Origin of the sequence: Gordonia insulae, from assembly GCF_003855095.1 — a bacterium.
GTDB lineage: Bacteria > Actinomycetota > Actinomycetes > Mycobacteriales > Mycobacteriaceae > Gordonia > Gordonia insulae.
In genome coordinates this window covers 1,301,327-1,319,659 of the sequence record NZ_CP033972.1, presented here as the reverse complement: position 1 = coordinate 1,319,659, position 18,333 = coordinate 1,301,327, and the positions used below count along the sequence as shown (strand labels likewise).

The following is an 18,333-nucleotide window of genomic DNA, read 5'->3' as shown; positions in this document are numbered from 1 at the left end:
GTCGCTGGGTGGACGGCGTGGGGCTGCCGCACGACTCCTAACGGTAGTCAATCATCGGAGTTCGGTCGCGGTGAGGACCCCGGCCGAATGCGTGTGCCGTCCTACGGTGCGCTGTCTCGTCAGGCGGTGAGGTCCGAGAGCGGTCCGTGTCGATACGACCAGCCGGCCGGTGCGACGGGTCGCCACGAGGGCGCCGAGGGCGTCGACCAGCGCATGGTGGTGGTCTCCCAGTGGCTGCGCAGCAGTTCGTATTCGACCTCACCACCGCCGGCACCGAAGATCAGTTCGTCGTCCGACATGCGGATCGCGGAGAGCCGCATCCCGATCTTCTCCATCACGCGTCGCGACGCCATGTTGGCGGCCATGGTGCTGGCGAAGATGCGGTCGGTGGATATCTCCTGGAAAGACATCGTCATCAGGGCGCGCGCGGCCTCGGTGGCCAGGCCCTGGTTCCAGGCATCGCGACGCAGTCGGTAACTCAGTTCGAGTTCGGGCTGGTTGCTGTGCCGCGGCGCGCGCAGCAGGAACCATCCACGAAAGGTCGAGGTGGTGCGGTCGACGGCGGTCCACATGCCGGTGCGATGAGCACGGTGTTCGGCCTGTGCGCGGGGGAGGACCCAGTTCTCGATCTCCTCGCGGGAGGTGGCCGCGCCACCGCTGACGTAGCGCATCACCGCGGGGTCGCTGTCGAGATCCACGAGGGCGTCGACATCGGACATCGTGACCGGTCGTAGCCGTAACCGGACGGTCTCCAGGATCACGATCTCCCCCTCGTGTGCAGTGCCCACGGTGAGTGTACGGTCCGCCGCCGCCCGCGCGGGTGCAGCAGAGCACGTGTGTTGTCGTTGGTGGTGATGTCGGGGCCACCGGTTAGTGTTTGCGATCGTGGCCGACCAATATCTCGATGTCCCGATCCAGCTGCGCTTCGGCGACATGGACATCAACCACCACATCAACAACGTGCAATTCGCACGGATCTTCGAGGAGTGCCGGGTCCGCTCGTTCGCGTCCTGGCTGGCGGACCGGCCTGCCGGGTTCTCGGTGCTGGTGGCGCGACAGGACATCGTGTTCACCGCCGTCCTGGAGTATTCGTATGAACCGGTGATCGTCCGGTCGTGCGTGAGCCGGATCGGCAACACCTCGTTCACGTTGTCGCTCACGCTGATCGATCCGGCGGGGACCACGTGCGCGGTCGCGGAGACCACCATGGTCTCGGTGAACACCGACACCGGCCGTCCGACACCGGTCCCCGACGCGGTGCGGGCGGTATTGGCTGCCCACCTCGTCGCCGACGCCGGGCTTCCCGTCAGGCCCTGACCCCGACCGCGACCGCATCACGAGGGCGACATCATGTTCCACCTGCACCGCGCCGAGCGCACCGATGCGCTCGCCGATGCGCTCGCCGACGTGCTGATCACGCCGCTGCCCGATCCGATGAGCGCCGAGATCGTGTCGGTGCCCGCCGCCGGTGTCGAACGCTGGCTGCAGCAGCGCCTCGCCACCCGGCTCGGTGCGGCCGGACGCGCCGACGGTGTGGCGGCGAACCTCGACTTCCTCTCGCCCGCGGAACTGACCGACACCGCCCTCGGCGATGCGCTGTCCGCCGACGGACCCGGTGGACCGGGGCATCGGCGAGGCCGCTCACGCGCCGGCGAACCCTGGCGGCCCGCCGCGATGACGTGGCCCGTCCTGCGCGTTCTCGACGAGATGATCGACGATCCGCGACTGGCGATCCTCGCCCGGCACGTCGGGGCCGATGGCCGCCCCGATCCCGACGAACACCGTCGGGGCAGGCGATATGCGACGGCCCGACAGATCGCGCAGCTCTTCGACGGCTACGGCCGACAGCGACCCGCGATGCTCGGCGACTGGGCGCGCGGCGGCGACTCCGACGGAGTGGGCGAACCCGTCCCCGCCGACCTGGCATGGCAGCCCGACTTCTGGCGGGCGGTGCGTCGTGAGATCGGCGCGCCGCATCCGGCCGAGTCGCTGGCGGAGTCGTGCGCGGTGCTGCGCGCCGAGCCCGGCGCGACGGACCTGCCGGAACGGCTCTCGGTGTTCGGGCCGACCCGCGTCACCGAGTCGTTGCGCCAGGTGCTCGGGGCGCTCGCCGTCCATCGCGATGTCCACGTGTTCGTCCCACATCCGAGTCCGGCCCTGTGGGACGCGCTGACCACGTCCGTGAGTGCCGATGCAGGCCCGCGTCGCGCCGACCACCGACCACCGGTCCTGCGGCATCCGGTCCTCGCCGGCCTCTCGCGTGACGTCCAGGAACTCCAGCGTCGGGTCGCGCCGATGGCGGACCGGGTGACGCATCACGTTCCCGAGCCGGGTCCGGTGCACGAGACCCTGTTGACCGCTGTGCAGTCGGGCATCCGCGACGATCACCTCGCCGACGGGATCCTCCCGCCCGACGACTCGGTCGAGATCCACTCCTGCCACGGTCCGGAACGGCAGGTGGAGGTCCTCCGGGACCGACTGCTGCATCTGTTCGCCGCCGACCCGACCCTGCAACCTCGCGACGTGCTCGTCATGTGCCCTGATGTCGAGACCTTCGCTCCGCTCATCCGGGGGGCGTTCGGTCAGCCGGGACTGGGTCATCCCGCTTTCGAGCTCAGGGTGCGACTCGCCGATCGCGGTCTGCGACACACCAACCCGATCCTCGACGTGGTGGCTGCGGTGGTGGAGATGGGCGCCGGACGCGTCACCGCCGGCGCCGTCCTCGATCTGCTCGGACGCCCACCTGTCCGGCAGCGTTTCGACATGACCGACGACGATCTGGAGATCATTCGGGAATGGCTGGTGGGCAGCAACATCCGCTGGGCGATCGACGATTCCCAGCGATCCCGGTTCGGGTTGTCGGGCTTCGGGCAGGGCACCTTTGCCGCCGGGCTCGATCGGATCATGCTCGGCGCGGTCGCCGAGGAGTCCGATGGCGAGTGGCTCGACACCGCGCTGCCGCTGGCGGGCGTCGAGAGCACCGAGATCGATCTGGCCGGTCGATTCGCCGAGTTCATCGCACGGCTGTCGGCGACACTGGAAGCGGTGGCCGGCGCCCATCCGCCGGACCTGTGGGTCGACATCGTGGTGGGTGCGATCGACGCGCTCGCGCGTCCCGATCGTGACGAGGAATGGCAACGGGCCCAGGCGATCCGGTCGATCAGCGCGGTGTTCGACGATGCGCACACCGACGATCGGGAGGTCGCGGCGCCGCTGCTGCGGCTCGGCGACATCCGGGACCTCGTCGCCGGTCTGGTCGCGGCCGTGCCCACCCGGGCGAACTTCCGCACCGGCGAACTCACCGTCTGCTCGATGGTGCCGATGCGCTCGGTCCCGCATCGGGTGATCGTCCTGTTGGGCGTCGACGCCGACGCGTTCCCGCGCACCCTGCGCGTCGACGGTGACGACATCCTCGGCCGCGCTCCGCTGATCGGTGAACGGAATCCTCGCGACGAAGATCGTCAACTGTTCCTGGACGCGATCTGCGCCGCGCAGGAGCACCTGCTGGTGTTCTACAGCGGCGCGGATCCGGTGTCCGGCCGGCGTATTCCGCCTGCGGTCGTGGTCAGTGAGCTCGGCGACGCGGTGCGTGCACTGACCGGGGGAGACGAGCGGTCGTGCACGATCGTGCACACCCTGCACGGGTTCGACGAGCTGAACTTCCGTGCGGGGGCGGTGCCCGGCGTGGCCGGTCCGTTCAGTTTCGACACCGCGCTGTTGGCCGGTGCCCGCGCCCTGGGCACCGATCCGGCCCGGGCCCCGTTCATCGCCGAGGTGCGTGTTCCGGCGGTGGGTGACGACGTCGACCTCGACTCCCTGATCACCTTCCTTACCAATCCGATCGAGGGTTTCGTACGTCAGCGACTCGGCACCCGGGTGCCCGACGAGGAACGCCCGCACCCCGACCAGCTCGACGTCGCGCTCGCACCCCTCGATCGTTGGGGGATCGGCGACCGGTTCCTGTCCCGCATGCTCGGCGGCGCTGATCTGGCGTCCTGCCAGGCGGCGGAGCTGCGCCGGGGTACGTTGCCGCCGTTCGCCTTCGGCACCCGCGAACTCCAGACCATCTCGGTCGACGTCGAGGCCGTGTTCGCCGCGGTGGCCCCGGCACGCTCCGGTCGCCCGGTGACTTCCGATGTGGTGGTCCCGCTGCCCGACGGCAGGCGGTTGTCCGGAACGGTGGGGGACATCTTCGCCGGCACGATGGTCACCGCGACGTACTCCAAACTGCGGGCGAAGCAACGCCTCGTCGCATGGGTTCGGCTGCTGGCCATCGCCGCGGCCCGACAGGCCGGGGACCGCGGACTCCCGGATGTACGTGCGGCACTCGTCGTCGGCCGGGGTCGCCGGAGCGGGGTGGCCCGATCGCTGTTCGCCGTCCCCGACGATCCCGCCGCGGTGCTCGCGGCCCTGATCGCGATCCGCGACGTCGGGTTGCAGCGTGTGCTTCCGCTGCCGCTGGACCCGGCCGCCGAGTTCGCCGATCATCACCAGCGAACCGGACGTGCGGATCGGGCGCTGCCGGCGGCCCGTAAGGCCTTCGGCGGCGACTTCGGTGCGGGGCGTGATCGTCACGTGCGTCTGGCATACGCCGGCGATGTCACCGCGACAACGGATTTCGACGCGCTGCTGGCCGAGAGCATTCCCGCAGACGGCCGATGGTGCGGAATCGATCTGCCGGGCGAACCGGGTGACGCGGTGTTCACCGGACTCGCCCGGCTGGTCTGGGAACCCCTGATCGAATTCGAGACGCGCACATGACAGCCACTCCCACGCCGTTCGATGTGACGGCACCGCTGCCCGCGGGGACCACCGTCCTCGAGGCGAGTGCGGGTACCGGCAAGACCTTCGCGATCGTCGGCCTGGGCGCACGGTTCATCGCCGAGGGCGTGCCCATCGACAAGCTCTTGCTGGTCACCTTCAGCCGGGCGGCCACCGCCGAACTCCGCGAGCGCATGCGTGATCGCGTCGCCGAACTCGTGGCCGCACTGTCCGATCCGGCAGCGTGCGGCGCACACCCGGACCCGCTGGTCCGATACTTGGCCGACGGGGTGCCGGCCGATGTCGCGCTCCGCCGCGAACGACTCGCGCGTGCCCTCTCGGATTTCGACGCGTCCACCATCGCGACCACGCACACCTTCTGTAACCGCATGCTCGACGCGCTGGGCTTCCTGGGCGAGCGTGAACTCGTCCACGAGATCGTCGAGGACGTCGACGATCTCGTCGATGAGGCGGCACTCGACCTGTACATCCGGGGATACGCGGGCTCCGACGCGCCGGACATCGCGCCGGCCGACGCCACCGCGATCGCCCGCGACGCCGTACGCCAGCCCGCCGCCGCGCTCGCACCCTCGTCGGCCGACCTCGGCGGCTCCACCGGAGCGACCGCGACCGTCGCGATCCGGCGCGCCCGGTTCGCCGCGCGCATCCGTGAGATCATCGAGGACCGAAAGCGGTTGTCCCGCCTGCGAACCTACGATGACCTGCAGATGATCCTGTTTCGCATCGTCACCGATCCGGTGGTCGGCGAAGCGGCGTGCGCACGCATCCGTGCGTCGTTCGAGGCGGTGCTGGTCGACGAGTTCCAGGACACCGACCCACAACAGTGGGAGATCGTGCGGCGCTGCTTCCACCAGCACCGCACGCTGGTGCTGGTGGGTGATCCGAAGCAATCGATCTACGGCTTCCGCGGCGCCGAGGTCCTGGCCTACCTGCAGGCGGTGACCTCGGCCGACGCCCTACGCGCCCTCGACGTGAACCGCCGGTCCGACGGTGCGCTGGTGGATGCGCTCGGGAGGCTCTACGGCGGTGCCGAACTCGGCCACCCGCAGATCCTGGTGCACGACGTCACGGCGGCCCGCGCGGGCAGCCGGATTCGCGGCGTGCCCCCCGTGCGTCTGCGGGCGTTTCCGCGGGCGGCGTTCCCGGTCACGGGCGCCAGCGGTTTCGCCTCCGTCGGCGACGTGCGTGACCGGGTGATCGCGGACGTCGCTGCCGACATCGCGGGGCTGCTCGCCTCGAACACCACCATCGAGGTCGACGGGGTGACCCGGCCAGTCGAACCGGGCGACGTCGCCGTACTGGTCACCCTCAACAAGACCGTCGCCCCGCTCCAACAGCAACTCCAGGAACACGGAGTGACGGCCGTCATCGGGTCGGGCACCAGCGTTTTCCACACGGCGGCGGCCCGGCACTGGCTGTCGGTGATCCGCGCGATCGAACAACCCGCACGCTCAGACATGGTGCGGCTCGCGGCGCTCAGCCCCCTGATCGGCTGGTCGGCCGAGCGTCTGGCCGCCGACGACGGCGCGGACACGGCAGAACTCGCGACCATGCTGCAAGGCCTGGGCAGGGTGTTCGACGAGGGTGGTTTCGCGGCGATGTCCCAACGACTGATGAGCCGGATGTCGGTGGCCGAACGGGTGCTGGCACTGCGGGACGGCGAGCGCGCGCTGACGGACCTGGTCCAGGTGGCATCGCTGTGCAACGCCGAGGTCATGGACAGCGACTGCGGACTGAGTGCACTCGGCGAATGGCTCGCCGACCGCATCGCCGACACCACACGCTGGCAGCGCCACGAAGACCAGACGCGTCGGCTGGACCGTGACACCCAGGCGGTGCAGATCATGACCGTGCACCGCAGCAAGGGACTGCAGTTCCCCATCGTGTACGTGCCGTTCGCATGGGACGGGGCACGCAACTCGAACCGGGCGACGTTCACCTTCCACGACGACGCCGGCGAACGGGTCCTCGACGTCGGTGGCAAGGAGGCGCCGGGTTACCGGTCGCGGTGGGCACGGCACGAGACCGAATCGGCCGGTGAGGAACTCCGACTGCTCTACGTCGCGCTCACCCGTGCCCAGTCCCAGGTGGTGCTCTGGTGGGCGCCCGCCTACTTCACCAGGATCTCGGCGCTGCATCGGATGTTGTTCGGCCGCAAGGACGGTTCGTCGGCGGTCCCGGAATCCTTCGACGTCCCCGACGAGGACACGTGTGGCCGGGTGCTGACCGGTTATGCCACCGCCGACGGCGCGATCCGGGTGGAGGTGGCAGGACGTGACGGCGACAGCCGGATCGAGCCGCTGCCGCCACGACGCCCCGCGGAGGGTCTCGGCGTCGCCCTGTTCGACCGATCGATCGATCAGAGTTGGCGCCGCACATCGTATTCCGCGATCGTTGCGGGCGCAGGACACGGGCACCTGCCACTCCTCGGGTCCGGTAGTGAGGCCGACGACGATCTGATCGCCGACGAGCCGGTGCCGGATGTCGAGCGCATCCCGGCGGAGACTGCACCCGCGTCGGGAACGCCGTCGCTGATGAACGGGATGCCGTTCGGCGCGGCCTTCGGCACGCTCGTCCACGAGACCCTCGAATACGTAGACACCGACGCCCCGGACATGGCCGGGCATGTCCGTGACCTGTGCCGCACGTCGATCGAGCGCAGGATGGTCGACGTCGATGTCGATCTGCTGGCAGCGGCACTCGTCGGTGTCCTCACCACGCCGCTCGGCTTCGGCGACCTGTGGCAGATCCGACCGCGAGACCGGCTGGCCGAGCTCGACTTCGAGTTCCCGCTGACCGACCCGCGTGCGGATGGGTCCTCGCGATCTGCGGTGTCGATGAGCGCGGTCGCCGACCTGATGGACAGGCACCTGCCCGCCGACGACCCGCTCGCCGGCTACAGCGATCGGCTACGTGAGCTGCCGCCGCAACGACTCCGCGGTTACCTGACGGGCAGCATCGACTCGGTGCTGCGTACGCCGGACGGCCGTTTCGTGGTCGTCGACTACAAGACGAACCGGTTGCGGCCGGGCGACCTCACTGCCGAGGACTTCGACCGTGATGCCATGGCCACCGAGATGATCGCCGCCAACTATCCGCTCCAGGCTCTGTTGTATTCCGTTGCACTGCATCGCTATCTGCGATGGCGGGTGCGGGACTACCGGACAGCCGATCATCTCGGACCGGTGCAGTACCACTTCGTCCGCGGAATGATCGGACCCGACACCCCGGCCGGCTGCGGCGTGTTCGAATGGCACGTGCCGCCCGCGCTGGTCGAAGATGTCTCGGATCTCCTGGCGGAGGGCACATCATGACCGCACCGCGCTCGCACGAACGCCCCGACGTGGGCGCGGATGCACCGCCGCGTCCCGCGTTCGACGCCCGGGCGGTATCCGGCGAGGACGGGGCGCTGGGCGTGCTCAACTCCCGCGGCCTCCTCGACGCCGCCGACCTGCACGTGACCCGCAGGCTGGTCGGACTCGGCGGAGAGCCGGTCGAGGAGGCGGCCCAGATCGGCGCAGCGCTGGCGGTGCGCGCCATCCGGTTCGGCTCCACCTGCCTGGCCGTCGCCCGAGTGTCCGAGTTGGCCGGCGATGACCCCGCGATCGCCGCCGCCATTCCGCACCCGGAGGAACTCGAACGCGCGCTGACCGCAAGCGTCCTGGTCCGCGGCGGACGGGCCGGTCCGCTGCGTCCACTCGTGCTCGCCGCGTCCGATGACGGGCCGTTGCTCTACCTGCGCAAGTACTTCCGCCAGGAGGAGCTGATCCGATCGGTGCTGGCGGAACGGGTCTCGACGCGCCCGGATGTCGATGTGGCTGCCGTCGGCGCCGCGGTCGATGATGTGTTCGGCAGACGTCCGCCCGGCGAGGTCGACCTGCAACGCGTGGCCGCACAGATGGCCGCGATCAGCTGGACGGTCGTCGTCGCAGGTGGCCCGGGAACCGGCAAGACCTATACGGTCGCACGCATCCTGGCCGTCCTCGACCGCCTCGCCGGCGGGTCCGCACGTATCGGGTTGTGCGCTCCGACCGGTCGCGCCGCGGCGCAATTGCAGGCGGCCGTCTCCGCTGACGACGCTGCACCGAGCTCGGTGCGGGCCGTCACGGTCCATTCGCTGTTGGGGTGGCGTCCCGGTGCCACGCCCAGGTACGGCCGGGGCAACAGACTGCCCTACGACGTGGTCGTGGTGGACGAGACGTCGATGTTGTCGATGACAGCGATGAGCAAGTTGCTCGACGCGGTCCGTCCCGACACGCGGGTGATCCTGGTGGGGGACCCGCATCAGTTGGCGTCCGTCGAGGCCGGTGCCGTACTGGCCGATCTCGTCGACCGCGACGACCCGGCCGTTCCCGCCGCGTTGCCGGCGGGCGTGCTCGATGAGTCGGTCATGTCGGTGATCGACGACCGCGAGCGGATCGAGCGTGGGGTGGTCACCTTGCGCCGCGGGCATCGCTTCGGTGGCGGTATCGCCACGGTGGCCGAGGCGATCAACCGTGGCGACGCGCAGGCAGTCGTCGAGCTGGTGTCCGATCCGGCGCTCACCGAGGTCACCCTGGTGCGGGCCGACGACCTCGACGGTGTGCGCGCAGACGTCGCGGCCTGGGGCGCGGCCCTGCGGGCGGCCGCAACCGCTTCGGACGCCTCCGCCGCCCTCGATGCGCTCGATCAGCACCGGGTCCTGTGCGCCCACCGGGAGGGCGCCTGGGGGGTGGAGGGGTGGTCGCGGCGCGTTGTCGAATGGCTCGCCGAGCAGCCGGATCAGCACCTCGTCGTCGACCCGTCCACCCGCTATCCGGGGCAGCCGCTCCTGGTGACCGCCAACGACCGACAGACCGAGACGTTCAACGGGGACAGCGGCGTCGTCATCCGTGCTGCAGGCGATGCCGGGGACGGTGACGGGGCCGGGGGCGGGATCGGCGACGATGGGCTCGAGGTCGTCTTCCGCCGAGGCTCTCGGATCCGACGCCTGCACCCGACCCGGCTCGCCGACGTCATCGCGCTGTACGCGATGACCATTCACCGGAGTCAGGGCAGCCAATTCGAGGGTGTCACCGTGGTGTTGCCGCCCGAGGGTTCTGAGCTGCTCACCCGTGAACTCCTCTACACCGCCGTCACCCGCGCTCAGCGGCGCGTGCGCATCATCGGGTCGCCGGAGGTGCTGGCCGCCGCGGTGACGCGACGCGTGCAGCGCGCCAGTGGACTGCGCGCCCCCATCCGCGTCATCGACTCCGACGGCACGTGAGGGCCGACCGCGCTCACGCCGTACGCGCCGTCACCGACCGCCCGGCAAACGGTCAGCCCAGGTCGACACCGTCCGGCACCAGGTCACGACGAATGAAGTTCTCGGTGCCGAGCAGGCGGCTGCGCCGTTCCGGCGGCATCGCCATCAACGCCTGCATGGTCCGGCTCCGCGTCAGCTCCGTCTTGTGCGCTCTGATGCCCGCCGCCTTCCGGTCGCGCCACGGCATCACGTCGAGCGTCAGATCGATCGCCGATTCCGGGGTGCCCGGCAGGTAGTCGCGCGGGGTGCTGGCGAAGAGATCGCCCCGCACATCGTCGACCATCCATTCGGCAATGGTCGCGAAGTAGATCGACCGCGTCTGCCACGCGTCGCCCTCGGACCGATACAGGCGGGGGCTCGCCGCGGCGTCGGCTGCGCACGATGCGAGGCGGTGCGCATGGATGTGATCGGGATGTCCGTAGATCCCGATCGCGTCGTAGGTGACGATCGCGTCGGGGCGCAGGCGACGGATGTGCTGCGTCAGCGTCCGGACCTGCTCGTCGAACGACCCGGTGCAGAATCGCTGCGACTCCGGCGCGGATTCCGGAACCCGGTCGTCGGCATAGCCGAGCATGATCGGTGGGCGGGGGAGTCCCAGCTCGCGGGCGGCATCGATCAGTTCGGCGTGGCGCCAGGTGCCCTCCGCCCACGTGCACATGATCAGGTCGGCGTCCCCGCCGCGCGCGACGTGCCGGGCGATGGCGCCACCGGTCCACAGCGATTCGTCATCGGGGTGGGCGTGCACGAAGAGCAGACGAGGAGGAGGCATGCACCTGACTTCCTGTGGCGAACGTCGGACGGGCGGCCAGGCGGCGTCGGCCCGCTGAGTGCGCGCCGGCGACGGGACGACCCACCTCAGCGTAGCCAATGTTCGGATCGGTATTATCCGGCTCCGGCAGACGCTCTGAGGCGGAGGTGGATCATGAGTGGTCAAACAGAGGTTCGTGAGTTCCAGGCGGAGACCCGTCAGTTGCTGGATCTCATGGTGCATTCGGTGTATTCGAACAAGGACAGCTTCCTGCGGGAGTTGATCTCGAACTCGTCGGATGCGCTCGACAAACTGCGACTCGAGTCGCTGCAGGACAAGAGCCTGGACGTCGACACGTCCGACCTGCACATCCAGCTCGAGGTGGATTCGGACCAGCGGACCCTGACGGTGCGCGACAACGGCATCGGCATGTCGCGCGAGGATGTCATCGGACTGATCGGCACGCTGGCCCGGTCGGGCACCGCCGAGTTGCGGCGCAAGCTGGCCGAGGCCAAGGATGCCGCGGCGTCGGAGGAACTGATCGGACAGTTCGGTATCGGTTTCTACTCGACCTTCATGGTCGCCGACCGGGTCACCCTGGTCACGCGGTTCGCCGGTGACGACGTGGCGACCCGCTGGGAATCGACCGGCGACGGCACCTACACGATCGACGAGGTGACGGGCGCTCCGCAGGGCACGTCCGTCACGTTGGCGCTCAAACCGGCCGACACCGACGACCATCTGTACGACTACACCGATGCGACGAAGCTGCGGCAGCTGGTGAAGCGCTACTCGGACTTCATCGCCTGGCCGATCCGGATGGACGTCGAGAAGCCGGTGGCGGCCCCCGCCACCGAATCCGGGGCCGAGGAGTCCGGCAGCGATGCCGAGCCGAAGACGGAGATCGTCAGCGAGACCATCAACTCGCAGAAGGCGTTGTGGGCGAAGTCCGCCGACGAGGTCTCCGAAGAGGAGTACACCGAGTTCTATCGCCACGTCAGCCACGGCTGGGACGAGCCGCTCGAGGTGATCACCGTCAAGGCGGAGGGGACCTTCGAGTATCAGGCGCTGCTGTTCATCCCGTCGCAGGCACCGTTCGACCTGTTCATGCGGGAGCGGACCTCCGGTGTGCAGCTCTACGTCAAGCGCGTCTTCATCATGGACGACTGCGAAGAGCTGATGCCGGAGTACCTGCGCTTCGTCAAGGGAGTCGTCGACGCCGCCGACCTGTCGCTGAACGTCTCGCGCGAGATCCTGCAGCAGGACCGACAGATCCGCGCGATCCGCCGTCGCCTGACCAAGCGCATCATCTCGACCGTCGGCGACCTGCGCAGCAACCGGCCCGAGGACTACCGCACCTTCTGGGAGCATTTCGGCCGGGTGTGGAAGGAAGGCCTGGTCAACGACTTCGACAATCGCGATGCCATCCTCAAGGCGTCGTCGTTCGCGTCGACGGACTCGGCAGACGACCTCACCACGCTCGCCGACTACGTCGGGCGGATGAGGAGTGGTCAGGACTCGATCTACTACATGACCGGCGAGACCCGTCAGCAGATCGAGAACTCTCCGCATATCGAGGCGTTCCGGGCCAAGGGCATCGAGGTCCTGCTGCTCACCGATCCGGTCGACGAGATGTGGGTGACGAGCGGGCTCGAGTTCGACGGGAAGTCGTTCACGTCCATCGCGAAGGGGGCGGTCGACCTCGACGCTCTCGCGGATGACGCCGACGGTGATGCCGACGCGGAAGCCAAGGCGGACAAGGAGAAGCAGGCCGAATCGTTCGCGGGGTTGCTCGGCTGGTTGGGCGAGACGCTGTCCGACGATGTCAGCGAGGCCCGCCTCTCATCGCGTCTCACCGAGTCGGCTGCGTGCCTGGTGGGCGACACGTTCTCGATGTCCCCGCAGCTCGAGAAGCTCTACCGTGCCTCCGGGCAGGAACTGCCGAAGTCCAAGCGTGCCCTGGAACTCAACGCCGATCACCCGTTGGTCACCGGACTCAACGCGGCATTCGTTGCGGGCGACGATCATTCCGCGCTGGTGGGCACCGCGAAGCTCGTCTACGGGATGGCCGTGATCGCCGAAGGCGGTGAGCTCGGCGATCCCGCGGAGTTCGCAAAGCTGTTGGCGGGCACGCTGACCGACTCGCTGGGCTCGGTCGAGTCCTGATCGCTGTGGGGGGGTGTACCGCATCAGGCGCGGTGCACCTCCCCGGCGAGTGGGTGGTCGGCGGGCAGATCGAGGAGCAGGGCCACCCCGTCGAGGGGCTCTCCATGTGGTTCCGCGACGGTGACGTCGGGTCCGGCGCTGCGCATGAGATCGACGAAGCGCTCGCGGATTCGCTCGTTGCGCCCCAGTACCTTGCCCATCCAGCTCACCCGGGCGGGGACGTCGGCTCCGAAGCCGCTGCGGGCCAACGCCGCCCGCACCGAACCCGCGAGTTCGGCGGCGGCCCGGTGGTTGATGTCGATCGCGACGACGTCGCCCGAGCGCGCCGCCTCGTCGACTGTGCGAGCGAAGCGCGCGGTGCGGGCGACCCGGTCGGGGTCGCCCTGCAACACCATGTACAGCTCCGGCAGGTCACCGAACTCGTCGGTGGCGGAGCGCTCCAGGACGGTGGCCGGGCCCCGCCCGTCGAAGGCGCGCAGCGCGGCGTCGAGGCCTTCGCGCCCGATCCAGTAGCCACTGCCCGCGTCACCGACGAGGTGGCCCCAACCGTCGACGCGCGCGGTCCCGGCCGGTCCGACCCCGAGCGTGACGACCCCGGTGCCGACGGCGGTGACGGCCCCGAGATCGAACCGGTTGGCCGCGAGATACGCTGACACCGAGTCATGCGCGAGGGCGACCGATCGGATGCCGAGGCCCGACACGGCGGCCAACAGCTCCTCCGGGCGTGTCGCCTCCGGAGTGAGCCCGGAGACTCCCGCGGCCAGTTCATCGATCGGACCGTCGACGCTGCCGTCCAAGCCGGCGATCAGTTCGCTTGCGGCGGTGGCGATCTGCGCAACAACCGGTCGGTCGGTGTGGATCGGCGCGCCGTCGTGGTCGCTCGATGTCGTGGGGCCGACCACGCGGAGCCGGGTGCCGGTCTGACCTCCGTCGAGCAGGATGCGCTGCGCCATGTCCGACCTCTCGTGGGCTCCCGCCGTCGATGCGCCGACGGTTCGGGAGCCAAGCTACCGCACCTGCCCACCAGCTCCCCGCGGTTCGCCGATCGCCGGTCCGTGATCGCTGGCGCCGTCGCTGCGGGAGAGGCACCTGGTTCAACTCACCCCAGGCATCGACCGGGGCCGACATGTGCTGCGGTCCGCCTGCTGTCACACTGGGGGCATGGGCGCCCTCACACCGCTGGCGATCAAGATCGGTTCGATCAGCTGGATGCCGCGTTTGTTGCCGCAGATCGTCGTGTGCGACAACGCGCTGCACACGCTGACCTGTCAGCGCTACGGCCTGCTCGATGTGGCGGGCCTGCCCAACATCGATCTGCGCGTCGTCGGCCGCAAGAGCGGAGCGGTGCGATCGACCCGACTGCTCGCGGTCCCCACCGAGAGTGGCGCATGGTTGATCGCCGGCTCGTACTTCGGCGGACCCGAGATGCCGCAATGGGTCTACAACCTGCGCGCCACCGAGACCGTCGAGGTCGGGCATCGCGGTAGGACCACCACGATGACCTGCCGCGAACTCGACGGCGACGACCGCGCGACCGCGTGGAAGCGGATGGTCGAGGTGTGGCCGAACTTCGATCTGTACGTCGCGCGCACCGAGCGGACGATTCCCGTCTTCGTGCTCGAACCGATCGCCCTCGTCTGATCGGGTCGCGGACGATCAGGCGCCGCGGAACTCCGGCGGCCGCTTCTCGAACACGGCGCTGATCGCCTCGGTGAGGTCGTCGCTGGGCAGGAACGCCGAGTTCCACGCCGCCACATAGCGCAGGCTGTCCTCGACGGCGGGCCGGCGGGTGTGATCGAGCACGGACTTCACGCCCTGCACGACCAGCGGAGGATTCGCGGCGATCTCGGCGGCCGTCGCGCGCGCGGTGGCCAGCAGACCCTCATGGTTCGGTAGGACATCGTTGACCAGTCCGATCCGCAGGGCGCGGTCGGCATCGATGTCCTTGCCGGTCAGGGCGAGTTCTCGGAGGTGGCCGTCGCCGATGATCAGTGGCAGCCGTGCGAAGCTGCCCACATCGGCGACCATCGCGACCTTGACCTCGCGCACGCTGAACTTCGCGTCGGCACTGGCATAGCGGATATCGGCGGCACTGATGAGGTCGACACCACCACCGATGCACCACCCGGAGACCGCGGCGACGACAGGCTTGCGGCAGTCCGCGACTGCCGAGATGGCGCCCTGCATCCGACGCACCATGTCGTGGAACTCCGTGCGCGCCCGTGCTTTCGCGCCTTCGGCGAGTACCGATCCGAGGTCTCCGGCCATGGCCGGCAGATCGAGACCGTAGGAGAAGTGGGCACCCGAGCCGGTCAGCAGGATGGCCCGCACATCGTCGTCCCGATCGAGCTGCGCGCAGATCTCGGGGAGCTCGCGCCAGAAGTCGGGGCCCATTGCGTTGCCCTTGCCCGGGCCGGTGAGGGTCACCTCGGCGACGAAATCAGAGATCGAGACCTCGAACGCTTTCCACTGTTGATCGCTCATGCCGATGAGGCTACCGGGCCGGATATCCGGTCAGATGGTCAGGCGGCACGCCTGACCGACGTCGAGAACCCGCAGCGCCCGGCCCTGACCGAGCCACAGGGCACAGGACAGGGCGAGGTCGACGACGAGTTCGTCGGTCAGGCTCACGTGACAGCGTTGCCAGAACTCCTCGTCTTCACGCAGGCCGATGTGATCCGTCGCGAATCGGTGCGCGAACTCCGCGGCGACCCGTTCGGTGTCGGAGTAGTCCGGCCAGGTCGCCCACTCGTCGACGTGCAGGTAGAACTCCTCGTCGAGCCCACTCGACGCGGCGCGGGTCCCGCGGCAGACGGCGCATTCGTTGTGCCCCGCGATCACCATGCGCGCGAGTTCCCGGGTGCGAACGTCCAGTCGTCCCTGGTTGTAGACAGCGTTTGCGTAGTCGCCCAGGGCGCCACCGAGGGTCGGTGAGAGACCGAGCCAACCCACGATGTCGTCGTCCGCGAACCCGCCGATGCGTGACATGACCACACGATAGCAAAACGAGAACGTGTTCTCGTTCACTTCGGGATCTGCAGGTCGACGGGCGGAATCGGGGCTGGGATACCGTGATGTCCGGGTCGGTACGACGATGCGAGGTGTTCAGTGAGCGGTTACTTCACCGAGGAGATTCCTGCGGAGGAGTTGACTCGACAGATGGAGGTGGCCAGGGGAGTCGGTGACAGCGTGCGCGCACTGGTCGCCGCGACCGTGGTCACCGATGTCGATGAGGACGACGTCATCGAGGCGCAACGACTCATCGACGCCGCGACGGCGATCCTCGAACGCCGGCGCATCGACTCCTCTTTCGGTATCCGATTCAATTCCGATGGTCGGCAACGTAACTGGGGAAACGCGGTCGAGGGAATCCGTAATCCCGTCGCACCCCCGGTCGAGTTCGAGGCGGGCGACGACCGGGTGTGGGCCGAGTTCTCGCTGGGTCCGCAGTACGAAGGGCCGCCCGGATTGGTGCACGGTGGCGTCATCGCACTGATCCTCGATCAGGTCCTCGGCCACGCCGCCGTGCACGCGGGCGCGCCGGGTATGACCGGCACCCTGTCGATCCGCTATCGGCAGGGCACCAAACTCGGGTCGATGCGGACCGAGGCGTGGATCGACCGCACCGAGGGCGTCAAGACGTTTGCGAAGGGACAGATCTCGACGGCCGACGGTATCTGCGCGGAGGCCGAGGGCATCTTCATCATGCCGCGGTGGGCGCGCGAACTCGACATCGATCGGCGATCGCGCATCGGCGATGCCTGACCGACCGCGGCCGTTCGTTGACGGTCGAGCGGTTCCGGGGGTCACGGCGATGCGACCGGCCTGGGGCCCACCACCGCATAGCGCGCGCACACGAAGGCGCGGTTGCGATCGACCTCGAGCAGTTCGAGGTCGAATCGCCGGGGGAACAGCGGCCGTCCGGCGCCCAGCGTGACCGGTGCGATGGACACGACGACCTCGTCCAGCAGTCCGGCGTCGGCGAACTGTGCGGCGAGATCGCCGCCACCGACGACCCAGGTGTCCTTGCCCGCCGCGGCGTCGACGATCGCCGATCGGTGATCGGCCGGGAGGCCCTCGACGATGCGCACCGAATCCGCTACCGGCGCGAGGTCCCGGTGGGTGAACACGAAGCACGGGATGTCGTATGGCCACGGCTTGCCGTCGCCGACCTCGTGCTCCAGCAGCCATGCGTAGGTCGTGTAGCCCATGACCATCGCGCCGATCTCCTCGATGAACGAGCCGTAGTTCATCGCGCCGTCCTCGTCGATCGGCTGGGTGAGCAACCAGTCCAGCGAGTCGTGCTGATCGGCCAGGTAGCCGTCGAGAGTCGTTGCCGTGTAATAGCGGACGCGGGCGGTGGTCACAGGGTTCCTCCGGATCGTTGTCGGTGCCACATGATGGGGTCCGGGTCGATGGCGGCGACGTCGACACCGGCGTCGGACAGCATCCACCGGGCGATCTGCCGCCGGTGCGTCGAGAATGTCAGGACATGAGCCCAGATCTGTGACAGCAGAAAGGATTCCGGCGGATCGCAGATGGCGTCGACGATGCTGTCCGACCACGCGTCACGGCGGTCGATGTCTCGGGTGAGGGCGAGCCAGCGCGGTGCGATCGCGGCGTGGACCTCGGTCAGGGTCTGGACGTCGTCGGGGGTGTCGAGGGTCGGGTCGTCGTCGCCGGCGATGCTTGCGAGCCACGGTTGCTTGTCCAGCACGAGGTGGGTGAAGACCTCGGCGAGGGACTCCTCCGGACCGCTCCACGCGAGCGGCCGGTGGCCGCGCAGTCGCCTCGCGCGATAGGCGCTGTCGTCGATGTCCTTGGCCGCCTCCAGAAGTGCGCTGACATCGTCGAGATCGTGACGAACCATCAGTGACAGGACATCACCGGCGGACTCCTCGGTGGCCGCGCCGTTGTCGACGTAGAGCACCGACGGCGAGTGGAAGTGGACGCCGTTGGGCGACGGCAGCCAGTGGCCGCGGTCGGCCTGCGAGCCGATCCGGCTCGGCGGGTGCCCGAACGCGCGGCTGAAGGCACGGGCGAACCCCTCGACCGAGTCGTAGCCGGCAGCGAAAGCGCTGTCGGTCACCGACTCCCCGCGCTGGAGCTGCCAGGCGGCGCGTTCGAGCATGACCCGTCGTCGGAGTGCGACCGGGGACTCACCGACATGCCGGGAGAACTGCCGGCTGAAGTGGAATGCGGAGGCGTGTGCACCGGCAGCCATGTCGCCGAGTGTGTGATTGTCGTCGGCGAGTACGGCGTCGAGAAGTTCGCGTATCCGGTCTCGCCCTGGCTCGGTCATGCGTCCAGTATCCGCCGCTGTCGGCGTCGCTCGCCCGACCGTTCTTGCTCT

Annotated in this window: 14 protein-coding genes; 7 read left to right on the top strand and 7 right to left on the bottom strand. The window is 69.0% G+C overall.

Annotation, left to right across the window (positions count from 1 at the left end):
• Positions 1 to 119 precede the first annotated feature (119 nt).
• Positions 120 to 761 (bottom strand): GNAT family N-acetyltransferase, encoded by a 642-nt coding sequence (locus D7316_RS06030; RefSeq protein ID WP_124711154.1) that lies wholly within the window; start codon positions 759 to 761, stop codon positions 120 to 122.
• Between the two features lie 124 nt (positions 762 to 885).
• Here D7316_RS06030 and D7316_RS06025 point away from each other — a divergent pair, with 124 nt between their 5' ends.
• Genes D7316_RS06025 through recD form a run of 4 tightly spaced genes read left to right on the top strand, consistent with a single transcriptional unit; the run spans position 886 to position 10,027 of the window.
• Entirely contained in the window at positions 886 to 1,317 is a 432-nt protein-coding gene (locus D7316_RS06025) for an acyl-CoA thioesterase (RefSeq protein ID WP_232016793.1), read from the top strand.
• Positions 1,318 to 1,350: 33 nt separating this feature from the next.
• Positions 1,351 to 4,761 (top strand): exodeoxyribonuclease V subunit gamma, encoded by a 3,411-nt coding sequence (gene recC / locus D7316_RS06020; protein ID WP_124707472.1) that lies wholly within the window; start codon positions 1,351 to 1,353, stop codon positions 4,759 to 4,761.
• Positions 4,758 to 8,096: a UvrD-helicase domain-containing protein gene (locus D7316_RS06015; RefSeq protein WP_124707471.1), complete on the top strand. Its 3,339-nt coding sequence runs from the start codon at positions 4,758 to 4,760 to the stop codon at positions 8,094 to 8,096. Before recC ends, D7316_RS06015 begins: the two co-directional genes overlap by 4 nt.
• A complete protein-coding gene (gene recD, locus D7316_RS06010; protein WP_124707470.1) occupies positions 8,093 to 10,027 on the top strand; it encodes an exodeoxyribonuclease V subunit alpha in 1,935 nt (644 codons plus the stop codon). The genes D7316_RS06015 and recD overlap by 4 nt, the downstream gene beginning before the upstream one ends.
• Positions 10,028 to 10,079: 52 nt before the next feature.
• Here recD and D7316_RS06005 read toward each other — a convergent pair whose 3' ends face one another.
• The gene (locus tag D7316_RS06005) at positions 10,080 to 10,835 is read right to left on the bottom strand and encodes a PIG-L family deacetylase (RefSeq protein WP_124707469.1); all 756 of its coding nucleotides are present in this window, start codon (positions 10,833 to 10,835) and stop codon (positions 10,080 to 10,082) included.
• A 153-nt stretch (positions 10,836 to 10,988) separates the two neighbouring features.
• Here D7316_RS06005 and htpG point away from each other — a divergent pair, with 153 nt between their 5' ends.
• Positions 10,989 to 12,980: a molecular chaperone HtpG gene (gene htpG / locus D7316_RS06000; protein WP_124707468.1), complete on the top strand. Its 1,992-nt coding sequence runs from the start codon at positions 10,989 to 10,991 to the stop codon at positions 12,978 to 12,980.
• Between the two features lie 23 nt (positions 12,981 to 13,003).
• Here htpG and D7316_RS05995 read toward each other — a convergent pair whose 3' ends face one another.
• Positions 13,004 to 13,933 carry an N-acetylglucosamine kinase gene (locus D7316_RS05995; protein WP_124707467.1) on the bottom strand — a complete coding sequence of 310 codons (930 nt, stop codon included), beginning with the start codon at positions 13,931 to 13,933 and terminating at the stop codon, positions 13,004 to 13,006.
• A gap of 208 nt (positions 13,934 to 14,141) precedes the next feature.
• Here D7316_RS05995 and D7316_RS05990 point away from each other — a divergent pair, with 208 nt between their 5' ends.
• Entirely contained in the window at positions 14,142 to 14,621 is a 480-nt protein-coding gene (locus D7316_RS05990; protein WP_124707466.1) for a nitroreductase family deazaflavin-dependent oxidoreductase, read from the top strand.
• 15 nt (positions 14,622 to 14,636) lie between these two features.
• Here D7316_RS05990 and D7316_RS05985 read toward each other — a convergent pair whose 3' ends face one another.
• Together D7316_RS05985 and D7316_RS05980 are read right to left on the bottom strand one after the other, a co-directional pair.
• A complete protein-coding gene (locus tag D7316_RS05985) occupies positions 14,637 to 15,464 on the bottom strand; it encodes a crotonase/enoyl-CoA hydratase family protein (protein WP_124707465.1) in 828 nt (275 codons plus the stop codon).
• A gap of 30 nt (positions 15,465 to 15,494) precedes the next feature.
• Complete coding sequence (locus D7316_RS05980) at positions 15,495 to 15,968, bottom strand: carboxymuconolactone decarboxylase family protein (protein WP_124707464.1); 474 nt, start codon at positions 15,966 to 15,968, stop codon at positions 15,495 to 15,497.
• Between the two features lie 120 nt (positions 15,969 to 16,088).
• Here D7316_RS05980 and D7316_RS05975 point away from each other — a divergent pair, with 120 nt between their 5' ends.
• Entirely contained in the window at positions 16,089 to 16,745 is a 657-nt protein-coding gene (locus D7316_RS05975; protein WP_124707463.1) for a PaaI family thioesterase, read from the top strand.
• 41 nt (positions 16,746 to 16,786) lie between these two features.
• Here D7316_RS05975 and D7316_RS05970 read toward each other — a convergent pair whose 3' ends face one another.
• Both D7316_RS05970 and D7316_RS05965 read right to left on the bottom strand, forming a co-directional pair.
• Positions 16,787 to 17,347: a dihydrofolate reductase family protein gene (locus D7316_RS05970; protein WP_124707462.1), complete on the bottom strand. Its 561-nt coding sequence runs from the start codon at positions 17,345 to 17,347 to the stop codon at positions 16,787 to 16,789.
• Entirely contained in the window at positions 17,344 to 18,282 is a 939-nt protein-coding gene (locus tag D7316_RS05965) for a helix-turn-helix transcriptional regulator (RefSeq protein ID WP_124707461.1), read from the bottom strand. The genes D7316_RS05970 and D7316_RS05965 overlap by 4 nt, the downstream gene beginning before the upstream one ends.
• Positions 18,283 to 18,333 lie beyond the last annotated feature (51 nt).

What these genes read in the sequence shown, in the direction of transcription:
- recC (WP_124707472.1), top strand. Translation starts at nt 1,351, where the DNA reads ATGTTCCACCTGCACCGCGCCGAGCGCACCGATGCGCTCGCCGATGCG.
- D7316_RS06015 (WP_124707471.1), top strand. Translation starts at nt 4,758, where the DNA reads ATGACAGCCACTCCCACGCCGTTCGATGTGACGGCACCGCTGCCCGCG.
- recD (WP_124707470.1), top strand. Translation starts at nt 8,093, where the DNA reads ATGACCGCACCGCGCTCGCACGAACGCCCCGACGTGGGCGCGGATGCA.
- D7316_RS06005 (WP_124707469.1), bottom strand. Translation starts at nt 10,835, where the DNA reads ATGCCTCCTCCTCGTCTGCTCTTCGTGCACGCCCACCCCGATGACGAA.
- htpG (WP_124707468.1), top strand. Translation starts at nt 10,989, where the DNA reads ATGAGTGGTCAAACAGAGGTTCGTGAGTTCCAGGCGGAGACCCGTCAG.
- D7316_RS05995 (WP_124707467.1), bottom strand. Translation starts at nt 13,933, where the DNA reads ATGGCGCAGCGCATCCTGCTCGACGGAGGTCAGACCGGCACCCGGCTC.
- D7316_RS05990 (WP_124707466.1), top strand. Translation starts at nt 14,142, where the DNA reads ATGGGCGCCCTCACACCGCTGGCGATCAAGATCGGTTCGATCAGCTGG.
- D7316_RS05985 (WP_124707465.1), bottom strand. Translation starts at nt 15,464, where the DNA reads ATGAGCGATCAACAGTGGAAAGCGTTCGAGGTCTCGATCTCTGATTTC.
- D7316_RS05980 (WP_124707464.1), bottom strand. Translation starts at nt 15,968, where the DNA reads ATGTCACGCATCGGCGGGTTCGCGGACGACGACATCGTGGGTTGGCTC.
- D7316_RS05965 (WP_124707461.1), bottom strand. Translation starts at nt 18,282, where the DNA reads ATGACCGAGCCAGGGCGAGACCGGATACGCGAACTTCTCGACGCCGTA.